The sequence below is a fragment of the Clostridium sp. DSM 8431 genome (genome assembly GCF_900116755.1).
Lineage (GTDB): Bacteria > Bacillota > Clostridia > Clostridiales > Clostridiaceae > Clostridium.
In genome coordinates this window covers 1-14,079 of record NZ_FPBY01000093.1, presented here as the reverse complement: position 1 = coordinate 14,079, position 14,079 = coordinate 1, and the positions used below count along the sequence as shown (strand labels likewise).

At 30.2% G+C, this 14,079-nt stretch carries 17 protein-coding genes; 15 read left to right on the top strand and 2 right to left on the bottom strand.

All coding sequences use genetic code 11. The features are described from left to right. Positions 1 to 266: 266 nt before the first annotated feature. Positions 267 to 968, top strand: coding sequence for a YczE/YyaS/YitT family protein (locus tag BM384_RS10520; RefSeq protein ID WP_242946012.1), 702 nt, complete (start codon positions 267 to 269; stop codon positions 966 to 968). A gap of 374 nt (positions 969 to 1,342) precedes the next feature. Further along, a complete protein-coding gene (locus BM384_RS10515) occupies positions 1,343 to 2,164 on the top strand; it encodes a TerC/Alx family metal homeostasis membrane protein (RefSeq protein ID WP_090013485.1) in 822 nt (273 codons plus the stop codon). Positions 2,165 to 2,250: 86 nt separating this feature from the next. Here the strand turns inward: BM384_RS10515 and BM384_RS10510 are convergent, their stop codons facing one another. After that, on the bottom strand, positions 2,251 to 2,730 hold the full coding sequence (locus BM384_RS10510; RefSeq protein ID WP_090013484.1) for a flagellar basal body-associated FliL family protein: 480 nt from the start codon (positions 2,728 to 2,730) through the stop codon (positions 2,251 to 2,253). A gap of 222 nt (positions 2,731 to 2,952) precedes the next feature. Between BM384_RS10510 and rplU the strand changes: the two genes are divergently transcribed. From rplU to BM384_RS10465, 9 genes are all read left to right on the top strand, one after another. Further along, positions 2,953 to 3,261 (top strand): 50S ribosomal protein L21, encoded by a 309-nt coding sequence (gene rplU / locus BM384_RS10505; protein WP_090013482.1) that lies wholly within the window; start codon positions 2,953 to 2,955, stop codon positions 3,259 to 3,261. Positions 3,262 to 3,266: 5 nt separating this feature from the next. Continuing rightward, the gene (locus BM384_RS10500) at positions 3,267 to 3,638 is read left to right on the top strand and encodes a ribosomal-processing cysteine protease Prp (protein WP_090013481.1); all 372 of its coding nucleotides are present in this window, start codon (positions 3,267 to 3,269) and stop codon (positions 3,636 to 3,638) included. 3 nt (positions 3,639 to 3,641) lie between these two features. Then, on the top strand, positions 3,642 to 3,944 hold the full coding sequence (rpmA, locus tag BM384_RS10495; protein WP_090013480.1) for a 50S ribosomal protein L27: 303 nt from the start codon (positions 3,642 to 3,644) through the stop codon (positions 3,942 to 3,944). A 267-nt stretch (positions 3,945 to 4,211) separates the two neighbouring features. Then, entirely contained in the window at positions 4,212 to 5,498 is a 1,287-nt protein-coding gene (gene obgE / locus BM384_RS10490; protein ID WP_090013478.1) for a GTPase ObgE, read from the top strand. 11 nt (positions 5,499 to 5,509) lie between these two features. Then, the gene (gene yhbY / locus BM384_RS10485) at positions 5,510 to 5,812 is read left to right on the top strand and encodes a ribosome assembly RNA-binding protein YhbY (RefSeq protein ID WP_090013477.1); all 303 of its coding nucleotides are present in this window, start codon (positions 5,510 to 5,512) and stop codon (positions 5,810 to 5,812) included. A gap of 1 nt (position 5,813) precedes the next feature. Further along, positions 5,814 to 6,416, top strand: coding sequence for a nicotinate-nucleotide adenylyltransferase (gene nadD, locus BM384_RS10480; protein ID WP_090013476.1), 603 nt, complete (start codon positions 5,814 to 5,816; stop codon positions 6,414 to 6,416). A gap of 1 nt (position 6,417) precedes the next feature. Further along, the gene (yqeK, locus tag BM384_RS10475) at positions 6,418 to 6,984 is read left to right on the top strand and encodes a bis(5'-nucleosyl)-tetraphosphatase (symmetrical) YqeK (protein WP_090013474.1); all 567 of its coding nucleotides are present in this window, start codon (positions 6,418 to 6,420) and stop codon (positions 6,982 to 6,984) included. A 22-nt stretch (positions 6,985 to 7,006) separates the two neighbouring features. Then, the gene (locus BM384_RS10470) at positions 7,007 to 8,389 is read left to right on the top strand and encodes an LCP family protein (RefSeq protein WP_090013473.1); all 1,383 of its coding nucleotides are present in this window, start codon (positions 7,007 to 7,009) and stop codon (positions 8,387 to 8,389) included. Between the two features lies 1 nt (position 8,390). Next, positions 8,391 to 9,290, top strand: a complete 900-nt coding sequence (locus BM384_RS10465) for an RluA family pseudouridine synthase (RefSeq protein WP_090013472.1) — start codon at positions 8,391 to 8,393, stop codon at positions 9,288 to 9,290. Between the two features lie 28 nt (positions 9,291 to 9,318). Here BM384_RS10465 and BM384_RS10460 read toward each other — a convergent pair whose 3' ends face one another. Beyond that, positions 9,319 to 10,638 carry a D-alanyl-D-alanine carboxypeptidase family protein gene (locus tag BM384_RS10460; protein WP_090013470.1) on the bottom strand — a complete coding sequence of 440 codons (1,320 nt, stop codon included), beginning with the start codon at positions 10,636 to 10,638 and terminating at the stop codon, positions 9,319 to 9,321. Between the two features lie 145 nt (positions 10,639 to 10,783). Here BM384_RS10460 and BM384_RS10455 point away from each other — a divergent pair, with 145 nt between their 5' ends. From BM384_RS10455 to rlmD, 4 genes are all read left to right on the top strand, one after another. Further along, the gene (locus BM384_RS10455; RefSeq protein ID WP_090013469.1) at positions 10,784 to 11,389 is read left to right on the top strand and encodes a helix-hairpin-helix domain-containing protein; all 606 of its coding nucleotides are present in this window, start codon (positions 10,784 to 10,786) and stop codon (positions 11,387 to 11,389) included. 93 nt (positions 11,390 to 11,482) lie between these two features. Continuing rightward, positions 11,483 to 12,139, top strand: coding sequence for a hypothetical protein (locus BM384_RS10450; RefSeq protein WP_090013467.1), 657 nt, complete (start codon positions 11,483 to 11,485; stop codon positions 12,137 to 12,139). Positions 12,140 to 12,170: 31 nt separating this feature from the next. After that, positions 12,171 to 12,404, top strand: coding sequence for an RDD family protein (locus BM384_RS10445; RefSeq protein ID WP_090013466.1), 234 nt, complete (start codon positions 12,171 to 12,173; stop codon positions 12,402 to 12,404). Between the two features lie 40 nt (positions 12,405 to 12,444). Continuing rightward, complete coding sequence (gene rlmD, locus BM384_RS10440) at positions 12,445 to 13,800, top strand: 23S rRNA (uracil(1939)-C(5))-methyltransferase RlmD (protein ID WP_090013465.1); 1,356 nt, start codon at positions 12,445 to 12,447, stop codon at positions 13,798 to 13,800. Positions 13,801 to 14,079 lie beyond the last annotated feature (279 nt).

The following is a 14,079-nucleotide window of genomic DNA, read 5'->3' as shown; positions in this document are numbered from 1 at the left end:
TAGGCCGCAAAAGAACCTAAAAGCAAAATAATTAAATTGTATTTTAATATGAAGTTATTTTACTTTTAGAACCTTTTGCATGGCAAAACAAAGCTCAGCTTCCTGCGCTGAAAAGCGTGGCGTCAGCCATTTTGTTCTACTATATATTCACCTTTTAATGAGAAACATAATATTAACTATCTTTGTTGAAACAAAAAGTAAAAACTGTTAAAATATTACTGTGATTATAAATGAAAATAATATTGCAGTAAAGGAAAAAGAAATGTATGAATAAAAAAATGAGTGACAACTGGATTTTTAGATGGATTTACTACGTTTTGGGATTGATTATTTTATCACTAGGAATTACTTTGAACACAAAAACTCTTTTAGGAGTATCAGCTATTTCATCACTTCCATATGTGTTTTCTAAAATTGGAGATTTTAGCTTTGGTAATGCTACACTTGCTATATATATTATAATGGTTGCTGCTCAATTTGTTATTAAAGGTAAAGATAGAAATTTAATAGATCTTCTACAAATTCCTTTGAGTATTGTATTTACAAGGTTTATAAATATATATGATTATATATTGAAATTTGAAAATATAAGTTTAGGAAAAAGGATTGCACTTCTTATGCTAGCAACTGCATTTATAGGTATTGGTTCTGCCATGACAGTAAATATGAAACTTGTAGCTAACCCAGGTGATGCTGTGGTGAGTGCTATAGCAGATAAAGTAGGGTATTCTATGGGACTTACTAAAAATATTTTTGATGTAATATGTGTATGTGTATCGGCAGCTTTAGGAGTTATATTTCTTAATACCCCTGTTGGAATTGGGGCTGGGACCATTGTGTTAGCCATTGGAGTAGGACGAGTTATATCATTATTTAATAAATTATTTAAAGAAAAGATGGAAAGCCAAGCAGGGTTATTTACTTTAAATAATATTGAATACAAAAATAGAGAAGATGTATTTGAGTAATGATATGATACCTCTAAAGTAGACATGGTAAATAACCAAACTCTACTTTGGAGGTATTTTTTTATGGGAGAAACAATATAATATCTTTAACAAATTATTATGGCTAAATTATATATAAGGTTTGTGATAGTATTATGTCAATTATATAGAAAATAAAAAAGAGAAGTACTTTATTGGTTTGAATTTTTAAGTAATTCTCTTTAAACATATTATTATAGGGGGAACGCTTTATTACATTAACAACTTTATGATTTCATTATATATAGGCTTTGTGACAATATTATGTCAGTATAAAAATTTATACACAATTATATTCTGTTAAAAAAATTAATATAAATATGCTATGTTAATTAATTTAATGGGGGTTAAAATAAGTGAATACAAGAAGGTGTTTTCTCAAATTATTATTTTGGGTATTTGCATCTTTACTATTTAATATTTACATATTTTATAGTAGAGGAGAGACTGCAGCTGTAGAATATTTTGGAGGCTACATAGTAGAGATGTCCTTAAGTTTAGACAATTTGTTTTTATTTTTAATGGTATTTAGCAGCTTTGGAATAAGAGAAGAATATCAGGAAAGAGTCTTGCTTTTTGGAGTCTTAGGAGCTATGGTTTTAAGGCTTATATTCATAATTTTAGGATCAAGTATTATAAGTAGATTTCATTTTATATTATCACTTTTTGGCATAGTGCTTTTATATAGCGGACTTAAGATGATATTTGGAATTAAAGAAGAGGTAGAATTTCATGATAATTTTGCTTTTAAATTACTATCAAAGGTAATGCCTATTACAAATAAAATTCATGGAAATAAATTTTTTGTAAGAGAAAATAAAACTATTTATGCAACTCCTCTTTTTGCAGTTTTAGTGGTAATTGAATTTTCAGATGTATTATTTGCTGTAGATTCTATACCAGCAATATTTTCAATAACAACTGATACCTTTATTGTTTATACTTCAAATATTTTTGCTATATTAGGTCTTAGGAGTATGTATTATATATTAGAAAAGTTAAATGATATGTTTAAGTATATGAAGTATGGTGTTGCATGTATTTTAATGTTTACAGGATGGAAATTAGTTGCTGTATTTTTTAAGATAGAGATTTCAGTAGTTACTTCCGTTCTTATTATAATGATAATTATGCTAACAAGCATATTGCTATCTCTTATATCAGACAATAAAAAATAGCTACTATATTATGTATTTAAACTTTAGTTTTAAGTAAAAAAACTGTACCTGAATAATTAAAAAATATTCAGGTACAGTTTTTTTACTTATTGTATAACTAAGTTAATTAGCTTTATATCCGTAATTTTAAAGTCCTGAACTTTTTTGTTTACGGCGTCAATAAGTTCTGCTTTTAAACTTTCTTCATAATCACCTTTGAAGAAATCAGATGTCTTATTTTTTAAACAAAAGCTTAAAGCATCTTGAACTACTGAAAGCTGTTTCTCTTTTGTAAGTTGTTTTTTGGCTTTTTTATCACCTTTATCAAAACCTACATATACGCTTGATTTAACGTATCTTTTTCCGCTGTCATCTGAAAGATTTACTGTTATCTCTCCGGCATTAACATATTCTTTTTCTATTGGTTTAGTATCGCTTACATTAGTTTTATAGAAATAAAAACCAGCAAAACTACCTCCACCAATAATAATTAAGCATAGTATGGATAGAAAAATAACAAAACCACGACTTTTATGACCATCTTCGGCTTCAAATTCATCTTCTTCAAATTGCCTATTTCTCTTCATAAACTCACAACTCCTCAATGTTCTTTGATATATATAGATTGTATCATTAAATGCATAATTATTCCATAAAAGATAAAAAAATAATAATATAAATTTCACTTTACTTTACTTTTTCTTTATGCTAAACTAATCTAGTAAACCGCACACGCACAGGTTTTTTTAAAACAGGGTTCAAACCTTGTACCTATAGTGGCGAGACCGTTATGAGGAGGTGTTTTTATAATGTACGCAGTAGTAAAGACAGGTGGAAAACAATACAGAGTTCAAGAAGGAGACGTTCTTTTCGTTGAAAAACTAGACGCTGAAGTTGAATCAACAGTTGAATTAACTGAAGTTCTTGCTGTTGGTGGTGAAACTTTAAAAGTTGGAACTCCAGTAGTAGAAGGAGCTAAAGTTGTTGCTAAAGTATTAGCTCAAGGTAAAGCTAAGAAAGTAACAGTATTCAAGTATAAGAGAAAGAAAGACTACAGAAGAAAGAATGGTCACAGACAACCTTATACTAAATTAGTTGTAGAAAAGATCGAAGCTTAATTCTTATGATAGAAATTAAAATTAGATCAGATAAAGAAAACATACTATCTTTCAAAATAAGCGATCATGCTCTAAGAGACAGAGACGCTATTATGGCTGGTGATGCATATGATATGGTATGTAATACGGTGTCAGTGCTTTCACAAAGTGTAATCATAGGTTTAGATGAAGTTTTAAAACTTAATTGCAACTATGAAATGATGGATGGTTACCTTGCAGTAGATCTTGAAGGATTTACTCCTGAAGAGATTTGTGAGGCACAGGTTTTATTAAAGACCTTTAAGTTAAGCTTAGATTCAGTAATCTTAAGCTTAGATCAATCGTTTGGAAAAGATAAACGTGAAAAATATATTAGTTTAAAATTAGAGGAGGTGTAAACTATGATGATAATGAACCTTCAACTATTCGCTCATAAGAAAGGGCAAGGTAGTACTAGCAACGGTAGAGATTCAGAAGCTAAAAGACTTGGTGCTAAGGCAGCAGACGGAGAATTCGTTTTAGCTGGAAACATACTTTATAGACAAAGAGGAACTAAGGTTCACCCAGGAAACAACGTTGGAAAGGGTGGAGATGACACTTTATTCTCTAAAGTAGACGGAGTTGTTAAGTTCGAAAGAATGGGTAAAAACAAGAAGAAAGTTAGCGTTTACCCTATAGACGTAGAAGCAAAAATAGCTGAATAATTTTTCTTTATGAAGAAGCACCCTGATTCAGGGTGCTTTTTTTAAAGATTAATAAAAAAATAAGAATATATTAAGTATAAGAAAATTTTATATCTGTTATAATAAAAATAGAAAAAATGAGCAATAATTATAATGGAGTATAAATTTTTTTTATTTATGTGTTAAAAAAAGATTGACATGTAAACAGAAAATATATTAAATTAGGTTATTAATAATGAACAAAAGATAAATACAAAATAAGATTTTGCTTAGAGGACAGGTGATTTAATGTTTATAGATAAGGCCAAGATATTTGTAAAATCGGGTAAGGGTGGCGACGGCGCCATTTCTTTTAGAAGAGAAAAATATGTTCCATTAGGAGGCCCAGATGGAGGCGATGGTGGAAAAGGTGGAAGCGTTATTTTTAAAGTTGACACTGGTATGACAACTCTTTTAGATTTTAAATATAAGAGAAAATTCGTAGCTCCAAATGGTGAAAACGGAGGAGCTTCAAAATGTTACGGAAGAGATGGAGAAGATCTTTATATAAGAGTACCAATGGGAACTATTATTAGAGAAGCAAACTCAGATAAAATTGTAGCTGACCTTTCTCATAAGGATGATGAATTCGTTCTTTTAAGAGGAGGAAAAGGTGGAAAGGGTAACGTTAAGTTCTGTACACCTACAAGACAGGCACCACATTTTGCTGAACCAGGTATGCCAGGTGAAGAAATGGAAATAAAACTAGAACTTAAGTTGTTAGCAGATGTTGGACTTTTAGGATTCCCTAACGTAGGAAAGTCTACATTCCTTTCAATGACAACAAAAGCAAAACCAAAGATAGCTAACTATCACTTTACAACTTTAAAACCAAATTTAGGGGTTGTAGGAGCAGATGGTATTGAACCTTTCGTAATGGCTGATATTCCAGGTATTATTGAAGGAGCTGCAGAAGGTGTTGGTTTAGGTCTTGAATTCTTAAGACATATTGAAAGAACAAGACTTTTAATACATGTAGTTGATATTTCAGGAATTGAAGGAAGAGAACCTTTCGAAGATTTCCTAAAGATAAATGAAGAACTTAAGAAATACTCAGTTAAGTTATGGGATAGACCACAAATTGTAGTTGCAAATAAATGCGATATGTTATTTGATGAACAAGTATTTATAGACTTTGAAAGAAAAGTTAAAGAACTTGGTTATGATAAGGTATTTAAAATGTCTGCAGCAACAAGAGATGGTGTTGATGAAGTTATAAAAGAAGCAGCTAGAATGCTTAAGGAAATTCCAATAACTGAACTTGAAATTTCAGAAGAAGAAAGATATATACCAGAAGAAAAGAGATTTACTTATGAAATTCATGTTGAAGAAGGGGAAGAAAACAATACATATGTTGTTGAAGGAAGCTTCGTAGACAGATTATTAGAAGCTGTTGACCTTTATGATGCAGATTCTTTAAGATACTTCCATAAAGTTTTAAGAAACAAGGGAGTTTTAGATGAATTAAGAGGAATGGGCATTAAGGATGGAGATATGGTAAGACTTAATGACTTTGAATTTGAGTATATATTATAGGAGGACAAAAAATGCTTACAGGTAAACAAAGAGCATATTTAAGAAAATTAGCACATAATATGGACCCTATTTTCCAAGTAGGGAAAAATGGAGTGGAAGATACTTTCCTTAAACAAGTTGAAGAAGCACTTGAAAAAAGAGAATTAATAAAAATAAAGGTTCTTGATAATAGTCTTCTTGAAGCTAGAGAAGTTTCAGATATGATATGTGAAGAAATAGGATGTGAAGGAATTCAATCAATAGGAAGCAAGCTTGTATTATATAAAAAATCAAAGAAAAATCCTAAGATAGAACTTCCAAGAGCAAGTAAATAATATGAAGAGAATAGGGATAATTGGAGGAACTTTTGATCCTATACATTTAGCCCATACTAATATAGCTAAAGAAGCTAAAGAAAAATTAGACTTAGATAAAGTAATATTTATACCAGCGGGAAGCCAACCACTTAAACTAGATAAGAAGGTTACTAAGGCTTCCCTTAGGTTTAATATGGTTAAAAAGGCTATAGAAGGTTTTAAAGGATTTGAAGTTTCAGATTATGAAATAAAAAAACAAGGTTTAAGTTATACTTTTGAAACATTAGAACATTTTCATAAAGAAGAAGAAAAATTGTATTTTATAACAGGTGCAGATTGCCTTTTAGATTTAGAAAAATGGGGGAATGTAAAAAGAATTTTTGAACTATGTACATTAGTAGTTTTAACTAGACCTGGATATGATAATGAAAAATTATACAAGCAAAAAGAATATATAGAAAATAAATATAATGGGGAAATTATTATTTTTGAGTCAGAAGGACTAGATATTTCCTCAACAGAAATAAGAGAAAAAGTAAAGACAGGAAAAGATATAAGAAGACTAGTTACTAAAGAAGTATTTGAATTGATAAAAGATAACGGTTTATATATGGAGGAGTAGCATGAAAAGTAAACAAGATATCTATGATTATATAAAAGCAAATCTTAAAGAAACTAGATTTATTCACACTTTAGGAGTAGTTTCAGTAGCAAAAAAATTAGCAGAAATAAATGGTGTAGATGAAGAAAAAGCAGAGATAGCAGCATTATGTCATGATATTGCAAAAAATATTCCTGCAGAAGAATTAGAGAAAATAATAGAAAAAAATAATATAGAATTAACCGAAGATGAGAAAAATACTAAAGAGCTTTGGCATAGCATTTTAGCACCTATTTTAGCAAAGGAAAAGTTAGAGATAGATGATGAAGAAATATTAAGTGCTATTAGATGGCATACTACAGGAAAAGAAGATATGTCTAAGCTGGATAAGATTATATATATAGCAGATATGATAGAGCCTTCAAGAAAATTTGATGGCGTAGAAGAAATTCGAAAAGAAACACTTAAAAATTTAGATGCTGGGGTATTATTAGGATTAACACATTCGATAAGCTTTTTATTATCTAAAGGAAGCCTTATTGATTTAAATAGTATAAAAGCAAGGAATTATCTAATTAATCATAAATAAATTTTCTTTTAGGGGGGATTGTATGCCTGATAACCGTAGAGAACCTGATGGAGTTAGACGTAAGAGGAGAAGAAGAGCTCCTACAAGTCTTGAAGATATAGAACGTCAGAGAAATATAAAAATTCAGGATATTAATGAAAAACCTAAACATACAAGAAACAAGATAAATTTTACTAATATTAACTTAAGAAGATTTAAACCAAAAAAAATAGCATCAGTAATAGGAATTATAATTGCAGTTATATTTTTAATGGGTCTAGTTTCCATGGTGCGTTTTTTCGGTAAAATTGATAACAGTGAAACAATAGCTTCATCAAAGCCAAGGGGAGATTCAGTGAATTTTCTTTTACTAGGAATGGATATAGGAAGTACAGATAATACAGCAGATAAAAGTATTAAAAGAACAGATACTATGATGCTTATTAATTATAATAAAAGTACTAAAGCAATTCAGGTAATTTCAATTCCAAGAGATACGCTTATTACTGAGGCAGGATCTAATTATAAAATTAATGCTGCTTATATAAAAGGTGGAGATACAAAAGTTAAGAGTGTTGTAGATAATCTTTTAGGAATACAGATTAATTATATTGTAAAGATAGATTATAAAGCTTTTAGAGATTTTATTGATGCCATAGGTGGAGTAGATATGGAGATTGCTCAAGATATGATATATGATGACGATGGTCAAAACCTTCATATTAATTTTAAGGGAGGAACAACCGTCCATCTAAATGGGCAAAAGGCTGAAGAGTTTTTCAGATGGAGAAAAAATAATGATGGAACTGGACTTGCAACTGGAGACCTTGGAAGAATAGAAAATCAACATAAATTTATAGAAAAGGTTGCAAGTAAGTGTAAAACACCAACAATTATTTTTAAAGTCCCTAAGATTTTAAATTCTATAGCTGAAAATATGGATACTAATTTAACATCTATGGAGATGATTAATTATGGTACTAAGTTTTTAACTTCTAAAGGTATTGAAATGAAAACATTAGAGGGAACTCCAAATACTATTAAAGGTCAGTCTTATTTTGTATTTGAAAAAAGTAAGAATAAGCAGCTTTTAGATTCTTTAAGTACAGGGCAGGTTACATCTTTAAGTGATTCTGAGGATATTAAAGATTATAGCATTATGGTGTTAAATGGAACTAAAATTAATGGTCTTGCAGGAAGAGTAAAAACTCAGCTCCAGGTATTTGGTTTAAATAACGTAGATACTGGAAATACAGATATTTCAGACAAAACAATAGTACAAACAAATAATAAGGACATTAAAAAAGCATTGAAAAATAATATGTCTGGTATAGATAAATTTGAAAGTTTGAGTGATGATTCAAAATATTCATCGTACGATGCAGTTATAATAATAGGTAAAGATTATAAAAAATTAGGAGAATAGAATGAGTACTTTAGAGAAAAAAGTTGACGAGAGATATGAAGGTTCAAAAATAAGAGATTTTTTGAAAGAAGAACTTGGGTTATCAACAAGAATGATAAGAGGTGCTGCTGTTGATGGCAGAATTTTAGTTAATGGTGATCCAGTTAGAATGAGATATGAAATTCATGAGGGAGACGATGTTTTGGTAAAACTTGCCAAAAAGGAAAGTCAAGATATTGCTCCTGAAGATATACCAATAGATGTTGTATATGAAGATGAAGATATACTTGTAGTAAACAAACAACCTAATATTGTTGTTCATCCTACATTTAGACATCCTACTGGCACTTTAGCAAATGGTCTTATGAATTACTTTAAAGAAACTAATCAAGATTGTATAGTTAGACTTGTTAGTAGATTAGATAGAGATACATCAGGACTTATTATAATAGCCAAAAGTCAATTTTCGCATATGATTTTATCAAAAGAGATGCAGGAAAATCACTTAGAAAAAAGATATCTTGCTGTAGTACATGGTCATTTAGATAAAGAAGAAGGTACTATAGTAGCACCAATATATAAACCAGATGTAGAAAACAGCGTTAAAAGAGTTGTTGATGAAAGAGGTCAAAGAAGCGTAACTCACTATAAGGTTATTGAACGTTTTAAGGGTGGAGATTTAGTAGAGTGTCTTTTAGAAACAGGAAGAACTCACCAAATAAGAGTTCATATGAATCATATAGGTCATCCTATATATGGAGATACTTTATATGGCTTTGGAGATGAAGAAAAAGAACTTATAGAACGTCAAGCATTACATGCATATGGCCTTAATTTTTCTTCTCCAAGAACTAGAGAAAAATTAGAGTTAAGAGCTAGTCTTCCAGAAGATATTAAGGAGCTTATTGAAAAAATTAAGTAAAAAATAGATATAATAAAAATAGCATGTATTAGTACATGCTATTTTTATTGTTCTTTTTAATAATTCTATTTAATTTCTCTTTTCTCATTCTTCTTCTTCTACGTCTTTTCACATTAATGATTCTTATAACAAAAGCAATAGCAAGTATAGAGCCAGCTATTATTAATTCATTTTTGTTATTGCTAACAATATTTTGAGAGTTCAATCCAGTATTATTATTGTGATTTATTCCGCTAACTAACTCAATTTTTTCGTAATCATTATTGTTGATTTTTACAGTACATTTTGTGAGAGATTGACCTCTTGAAATTATAGATTTTGCATTAACCTTTTCAGGAGTGTTGAATTTAAAATCTGTTTTTAAACTATTCTTATCAGAATTATTTACGCAATAATAAACATCTTTAGAAGCTAGTAAAGGAACTTTAGTTTCATCACTTAAAGTAAAAAAACCTACTTCATCTCCTTCAGATACTATTTTTTGAAGAGTAAAGTTATTAAATCCATATTCAAATAAGTTTTTAGAATCATCATATGCTTGTTGCATTCCGGGACCGTTCAAGAGAGATACTATAAGGGTATGACCGTCTTTTTCTGCTGAAGTAACATTAGTAAAATGAGCTACAGTAGTATAGCCTTTTTTGGCAGAAACAGCATACTTATAATAATATTGTGGGTAATTTGGGTCAATTATGTGATTACCATTTACTAAGTGAATCACATTACCATCGAGATTACTAGGTCTAAAATCAAAAGTTAAGGTTCTGGTAATTCTTATAAAATCTGAATTTTTAATAGCTTCTTTCATAAATAAAGCTAAGTCATGAGCTGTGGTAACATGTTTATCATCTGGTAAACCACTAGGATTTTCAAAGTTACTTCCTGTTGCTCCTAGTTCTTTAGCCTTGCTATTCATAAGTTTTGCAAAGCTTTCAGTAGAGCCAGATACATGTTCAGCTAAAGCTTCAGCACAATCATTTCCAGAATGCATAAGTAATCCGTGTAACAATTCATCAACAGTATATTGTTCTCCAGTTCTAATCCCTGCAGAAGTTCCATCAGCATGAGGTGGATTTACTCCAATAGTTACTAGATCATCAAGTTTTGAATTTTCTAAAACTACTAGTGCAGTAAGGACTTTGGTTGTGGAAGCAGGAAAAAACTGCTGATCACCATTTTTTGAATAGAGAACTTGTCCAGTCGTTGCATCCATTAATACAGCACCATTTGAATTTAATGTTGCAGGTGCTGAGGTTGCCTTAGCATACGTTGGGACAAAGAAAAAAATCAATGAAAGTACACTAAGGATAAAGATAAAATATTTTTTATTATTTCCTGTCTTTTTCATTTTTACTCCTTATAAAATAAACTCTCAAGATTATATTTTATCAAATTGTATAAGGTTTTTCTACTAATTAAATGAAAATTACGCAAATAAGGTTAATTAATAGGAAAATGTTCATAATATAAGTATATGTTACAGGGAGGTAAATATGAGGAAGAAATATAAATTTATAGGAATACTTGTTTTTACAGTATTCATATTGATTTTTTTAATAGCTTCATACATTAGAGGCGGAAGAGATGAGCTTATTAAAAATGAAAGTGAAGATATTTATGAGGAGGATGTAAAAGAAATAGAAGCTTCTTCAAGTGAAAGTGAAATAGTAGTTGAGATAAAAGGCTGTATAAAAAATCCTAATGTTTATTGGCTTTCTGAAAATAGTATAGTTGAAGATCTTATAAGTGCAGCTGGAGGTCTTACAGAAAATGCAGATACAAGCAGTGTAAATAGAGCAGAAAAACTAAAAAATCACCAATTAGTGATAATACCAGATAAAGATAGTGCAAAAAATGAAATAAGTAAGGTGGACATTTTAGGAAAAGAAAAAGGTAATTTAAGCTCTAGCTTAGTAAATATTAACACTGCTGATGAAAAAGAATTAGATTCTCTTCCTGGAATAGGTCCAGCTAGGGCTAAAGATATAATAAGATATAGGGAGGAAAACGGAGAATTTAAGAGCATTGAAGACATTAAGAATGTAAAAGGAATTGGTGAAAATTACTATGAAAAGTTAAAAGATAAAATTACAGTATAAAAATTCAAGGTGTTTAAAATTTGACATAATAATGATATAATTAAGCAGTGTTAGGATAAGGCTACATGATAATATGTAGATGAGGAGGAGTATATGTCAAAAAAGGTAATTGCTATGCTTATGGCAGCTATGATTTCAGTATCATTAGCTGGATGTAGTTTTAGTAGTAAAGAAGATAGTACAAAAGGTTCACAAGAAGTAGTAGAAGATGAAACTGAATCAACAGGAAAATGGGCAAGGGATTTTACCTTAAAAGATTTCACACAGACAAGTGATGAACTTATAAGTAAAGTTGAGAAACAAACTAAGGAATATGGTTTAAAATATACAGAAGATGAAGTGGTTAGAGAAAATAATGAGAAGACTGTAAGTGTAGAAAATGAAAAGGCGGAAAAGAACAGACTTCAAAGTATGTACTTTTCAAGAACTCTTTACACAGAAGAATTATCTTCAGGTCAAATTAAAATGAAAATTTTATTAAACTTTGATGGTGAAAAAGCCATAGAAGAAAATAGTGTAGATCTTGGCTCAACATCTATTGCAAAATACTCTGAAATACTTACAGGTATAAGTAATAGAGATTATAGCAAGATTAATGATCAAGTTCTTGAATTTTTAAAGAGTGATAGTGGCGAAGGAATTTATACAGATAATGTTGAAGGCTTAACAGAAAAGATTACTGTTACTAAGGAGTACATAGTTTATTCTCTTGAAACTGAAAGATATTATTTTAAAAGTGCTGAACAATAAAAGTTCATATAAATAATAGGAGGAGAAGATTATGTTAAAGAGATTATTTGCCAATGTATTAGATGAAATTATAATATTTGCTATTTCAGTACTATTATTATTAGCGGCTGAAGGAATTATGAAGGTAATAGGATTTAAAATAGTAGATGCAGCAGCATTTTTACTAATTATTTATGCTGTAATTAATGTATTATATTTCCCATTATTAGAAGGTGGAAAATATGCAACTACATTAGGAAAAAGATTATTAAAGTTAGATGACTAATTAGACATTTACAAAAGAAAATTCACGTAGGAGTGTTAGAATGAGAAAAGGAAGCGAAATACTAGTTAAAATTGAAAAGACTGAATTTCCATCAGTTGGTGTGGGCCATGCTGAAGATAGAAAAATATATGTAAAAAACTCTTTTCCAGGTCAAACTATAAGAGGAAGAGTTAAGAAAAAGAGAGATAATTATGCTGAATTAAAACAGCTTGAAGTTGTTGAAAGAGCAGATTATGAAATTGAAGCAAGATGTCCTCACTTTGGAATTTGTGGAGGATGTTCTTCTCAAACATTAACTTATGAAAAGCAATTAGAACTTTTATCAGATGAAGTTAAGGGACTTTTTGAAGAGACTGGAATATCTACAGGTGAATATGAAGGTGTAACAGGAAGCCTTAATCAATGGGAGTACAGAAATAAAATGGAGTTTACTTTCGGTGACGAAGAAAAAGGCGGAGAGTTAACTTTAGGAATGCACATGAAGAATAAGTCTTTCGGAATTATAAATGTTGATAAGTGTCAAATAGTAGATGAAGACTTTAGAAAAATTTTATCTACTACAGTAGAGTATTTTAGAACTCAAGATTTACCTTATTACAGAGTAATGAAGAGAGAAGGATATTTAAGACACCTTGTAATTAGAAAAGCTAAGAATACAGGGGAGTTAATGGTTAACTTAGTAACTACAACTCAAATAGACTTTGATTTAACTGAGTATGTGGAGCTTCTAAAGAAACAAGAATATGATGGAAAGCTTGTTTCAGTATTACACACTGAAAATGATTCATTCTCAGATGCAGTAATATGTGATAAGTTAAATGTTTTATATGGAATAGATCATATACAAGAAGAATTACTAGGGCTAAAGTTTAAGATATCACCATTCTCTTTCTTCCAAACAAATACTAAAGGAGCTGAAGGGCTTTATAGTATAGTTAGAGAATATATGGGGAATTCTGATAACAAGGTAGTATTTGACCTTTATTGTGGAACAGGAACTATAGGACAGATAGTTGCACCTAAGGCAAAGAAGGTTGTTGGTATTGAACTTATAGAAGAAGCTGTTGAAGCTGCAAAGGAAAATGCTAAACTTAACAATCTTGATAACTGTGAATTCTTAGCTGGAGACGTAGCAGAAATCATAAAAACAGTTAAGGATAAGCCAGAAATAATTATTTTAGATCCTCCAAGAAGTGGAGTTCATCCAAAGGCTTTAGATTATGTAATTAAGTTTAAGGCTAAGGAAATAATTTATGTTTCATGTAATCCAAAGACATTAGTAAATGACCTTAAGGTATTAACTGAATCAGGATATGAGATTGTTAAGACAAGAGTTAAGGATATGTTCCCTAACACTCCACATGCAGAGACTTGTGTGAAGTTAATTAAAAAATAAAGATAACAGGAACTACAATTAGTTTTGTAGTTCCTATTTTTTGTGCGCCCAGCATGGGCGTGCACTAATCGGTGAAAGTCCGTAACGGGAGCTGATAGTGCCAACCGTATAGCTTAAGACAAGGGTGTCCATTGTGAGGTGGAATCTGAAGGAAGTCGGCAGCAAAACTTTGGTCTGAGGTACACAAATCACATTTGAGGCTTATGTCTATGGGTAAGCTTGCAAAACAAAGTAAAGCCCTATAACTATCCGAAATAGACAGAGTAAATGTGGCAGATA

Coding starts and splice junctions, on each gene's coding strand:
- BM384_RS10520 (WP_242946012.1), top strand. CDS start 267: ATGAATAAAAAAATGAGTGACAACTGGATTTTTAGATGGATTTACTAC.
- BM384_RS10510 (WP_090013484.1), bottom strand. CDS start 2,730: ATGAAGAGAAATAGGCAATTTGAAGAAGATGAATTTGAAGCCGAAGAT.
- rplU (WP_090013482.1), top strand. CDS start 2,953: ATGTACGCAGTAGTAAAGACAGGTGGAAAACAATACAGAGTTCAAGAA.
- BM384_RS10500 (WP_090013481.1), top strand. CDS start 3,267: ATGATAGAAATTAAAATTAGATCAGATAAAGAAAACATACTATCTTTC.
- rpmA (WP_090013480.1), top strand. CDS start 3,642: ATGATGATAATGAACCTTCAACTATTCGCTCATAAGAAAGGGCAAGGT.
- obgE (WP_090013478.1), top strand. CDS start 4,212: ATGTTTATAGATAAGGCCAAGATATTTGTAAAATCGGGTAAGGGTGGC.
- yhbY (WP_090013477.1), top strand. CDS start 5,510: ATGCTTACAGGTAAACAAAGAGCATATTTAAGAAAATTAGCACATAAT.
- nadD (WP_090013476.1), top strand. CDS start 5,814: ATGAAGAGAATAGGGATAATTGGAGGAACTTTTGATCCTATACATTTA.
- yqeK (WP_090013474.1), top strand. CDS start 6,418: ATGAAAAGTAAACAAGATATCTATGATTATATAAAAGCAAATCTTAAA.
- BM384_RS10470 (WP_090013473.1), top strand. CDS start 7,007: ATGCCTGATAACCGTAGAGAACCTGATGGAGTTAGACGTAAGAGGAGA.
- BM384_RS10465 (WP_090013472.1), top strand. CDS start 8,391: ATGAGTACTTTAGAGAAAAAAGTTGACGAGAGATATGAAGGTTCAAAA.
- BM384_RS10460 (WP_090013470.1), bottom strand. CDS start 10,638: ATGAAAAAGACAGGAAATAATAAAAAATATTTTATCTTTATCCTTAGT.
- BM384_RS10455 (WP_090013469.1), top strand. CDS start 10,784: ATGAGGAAGAAATATAAATTTATAGGAATACTTGTTTTTACAGTATTC.
- BM384_RS10450 (WP_090013467.1), top strand. CDS start 11,483: ATGTCAAAAAAGGTAATTGCTATGCTTATGGCAGCTATGATTTCAGTA.
- BM384_RS10445 (WP_090013466.1), top strand. CDS start 12,171: ATGTTAAAGAGATTATTTGCCAATGTATTAGATGAAATTATAATATTT.
- rlmD (WP_090013465.1), top strand. CDS start 12,445: ATGAGAAAAGGAAGCGAAATACTAGTTAAAATTGAAAAGACTGAATTT.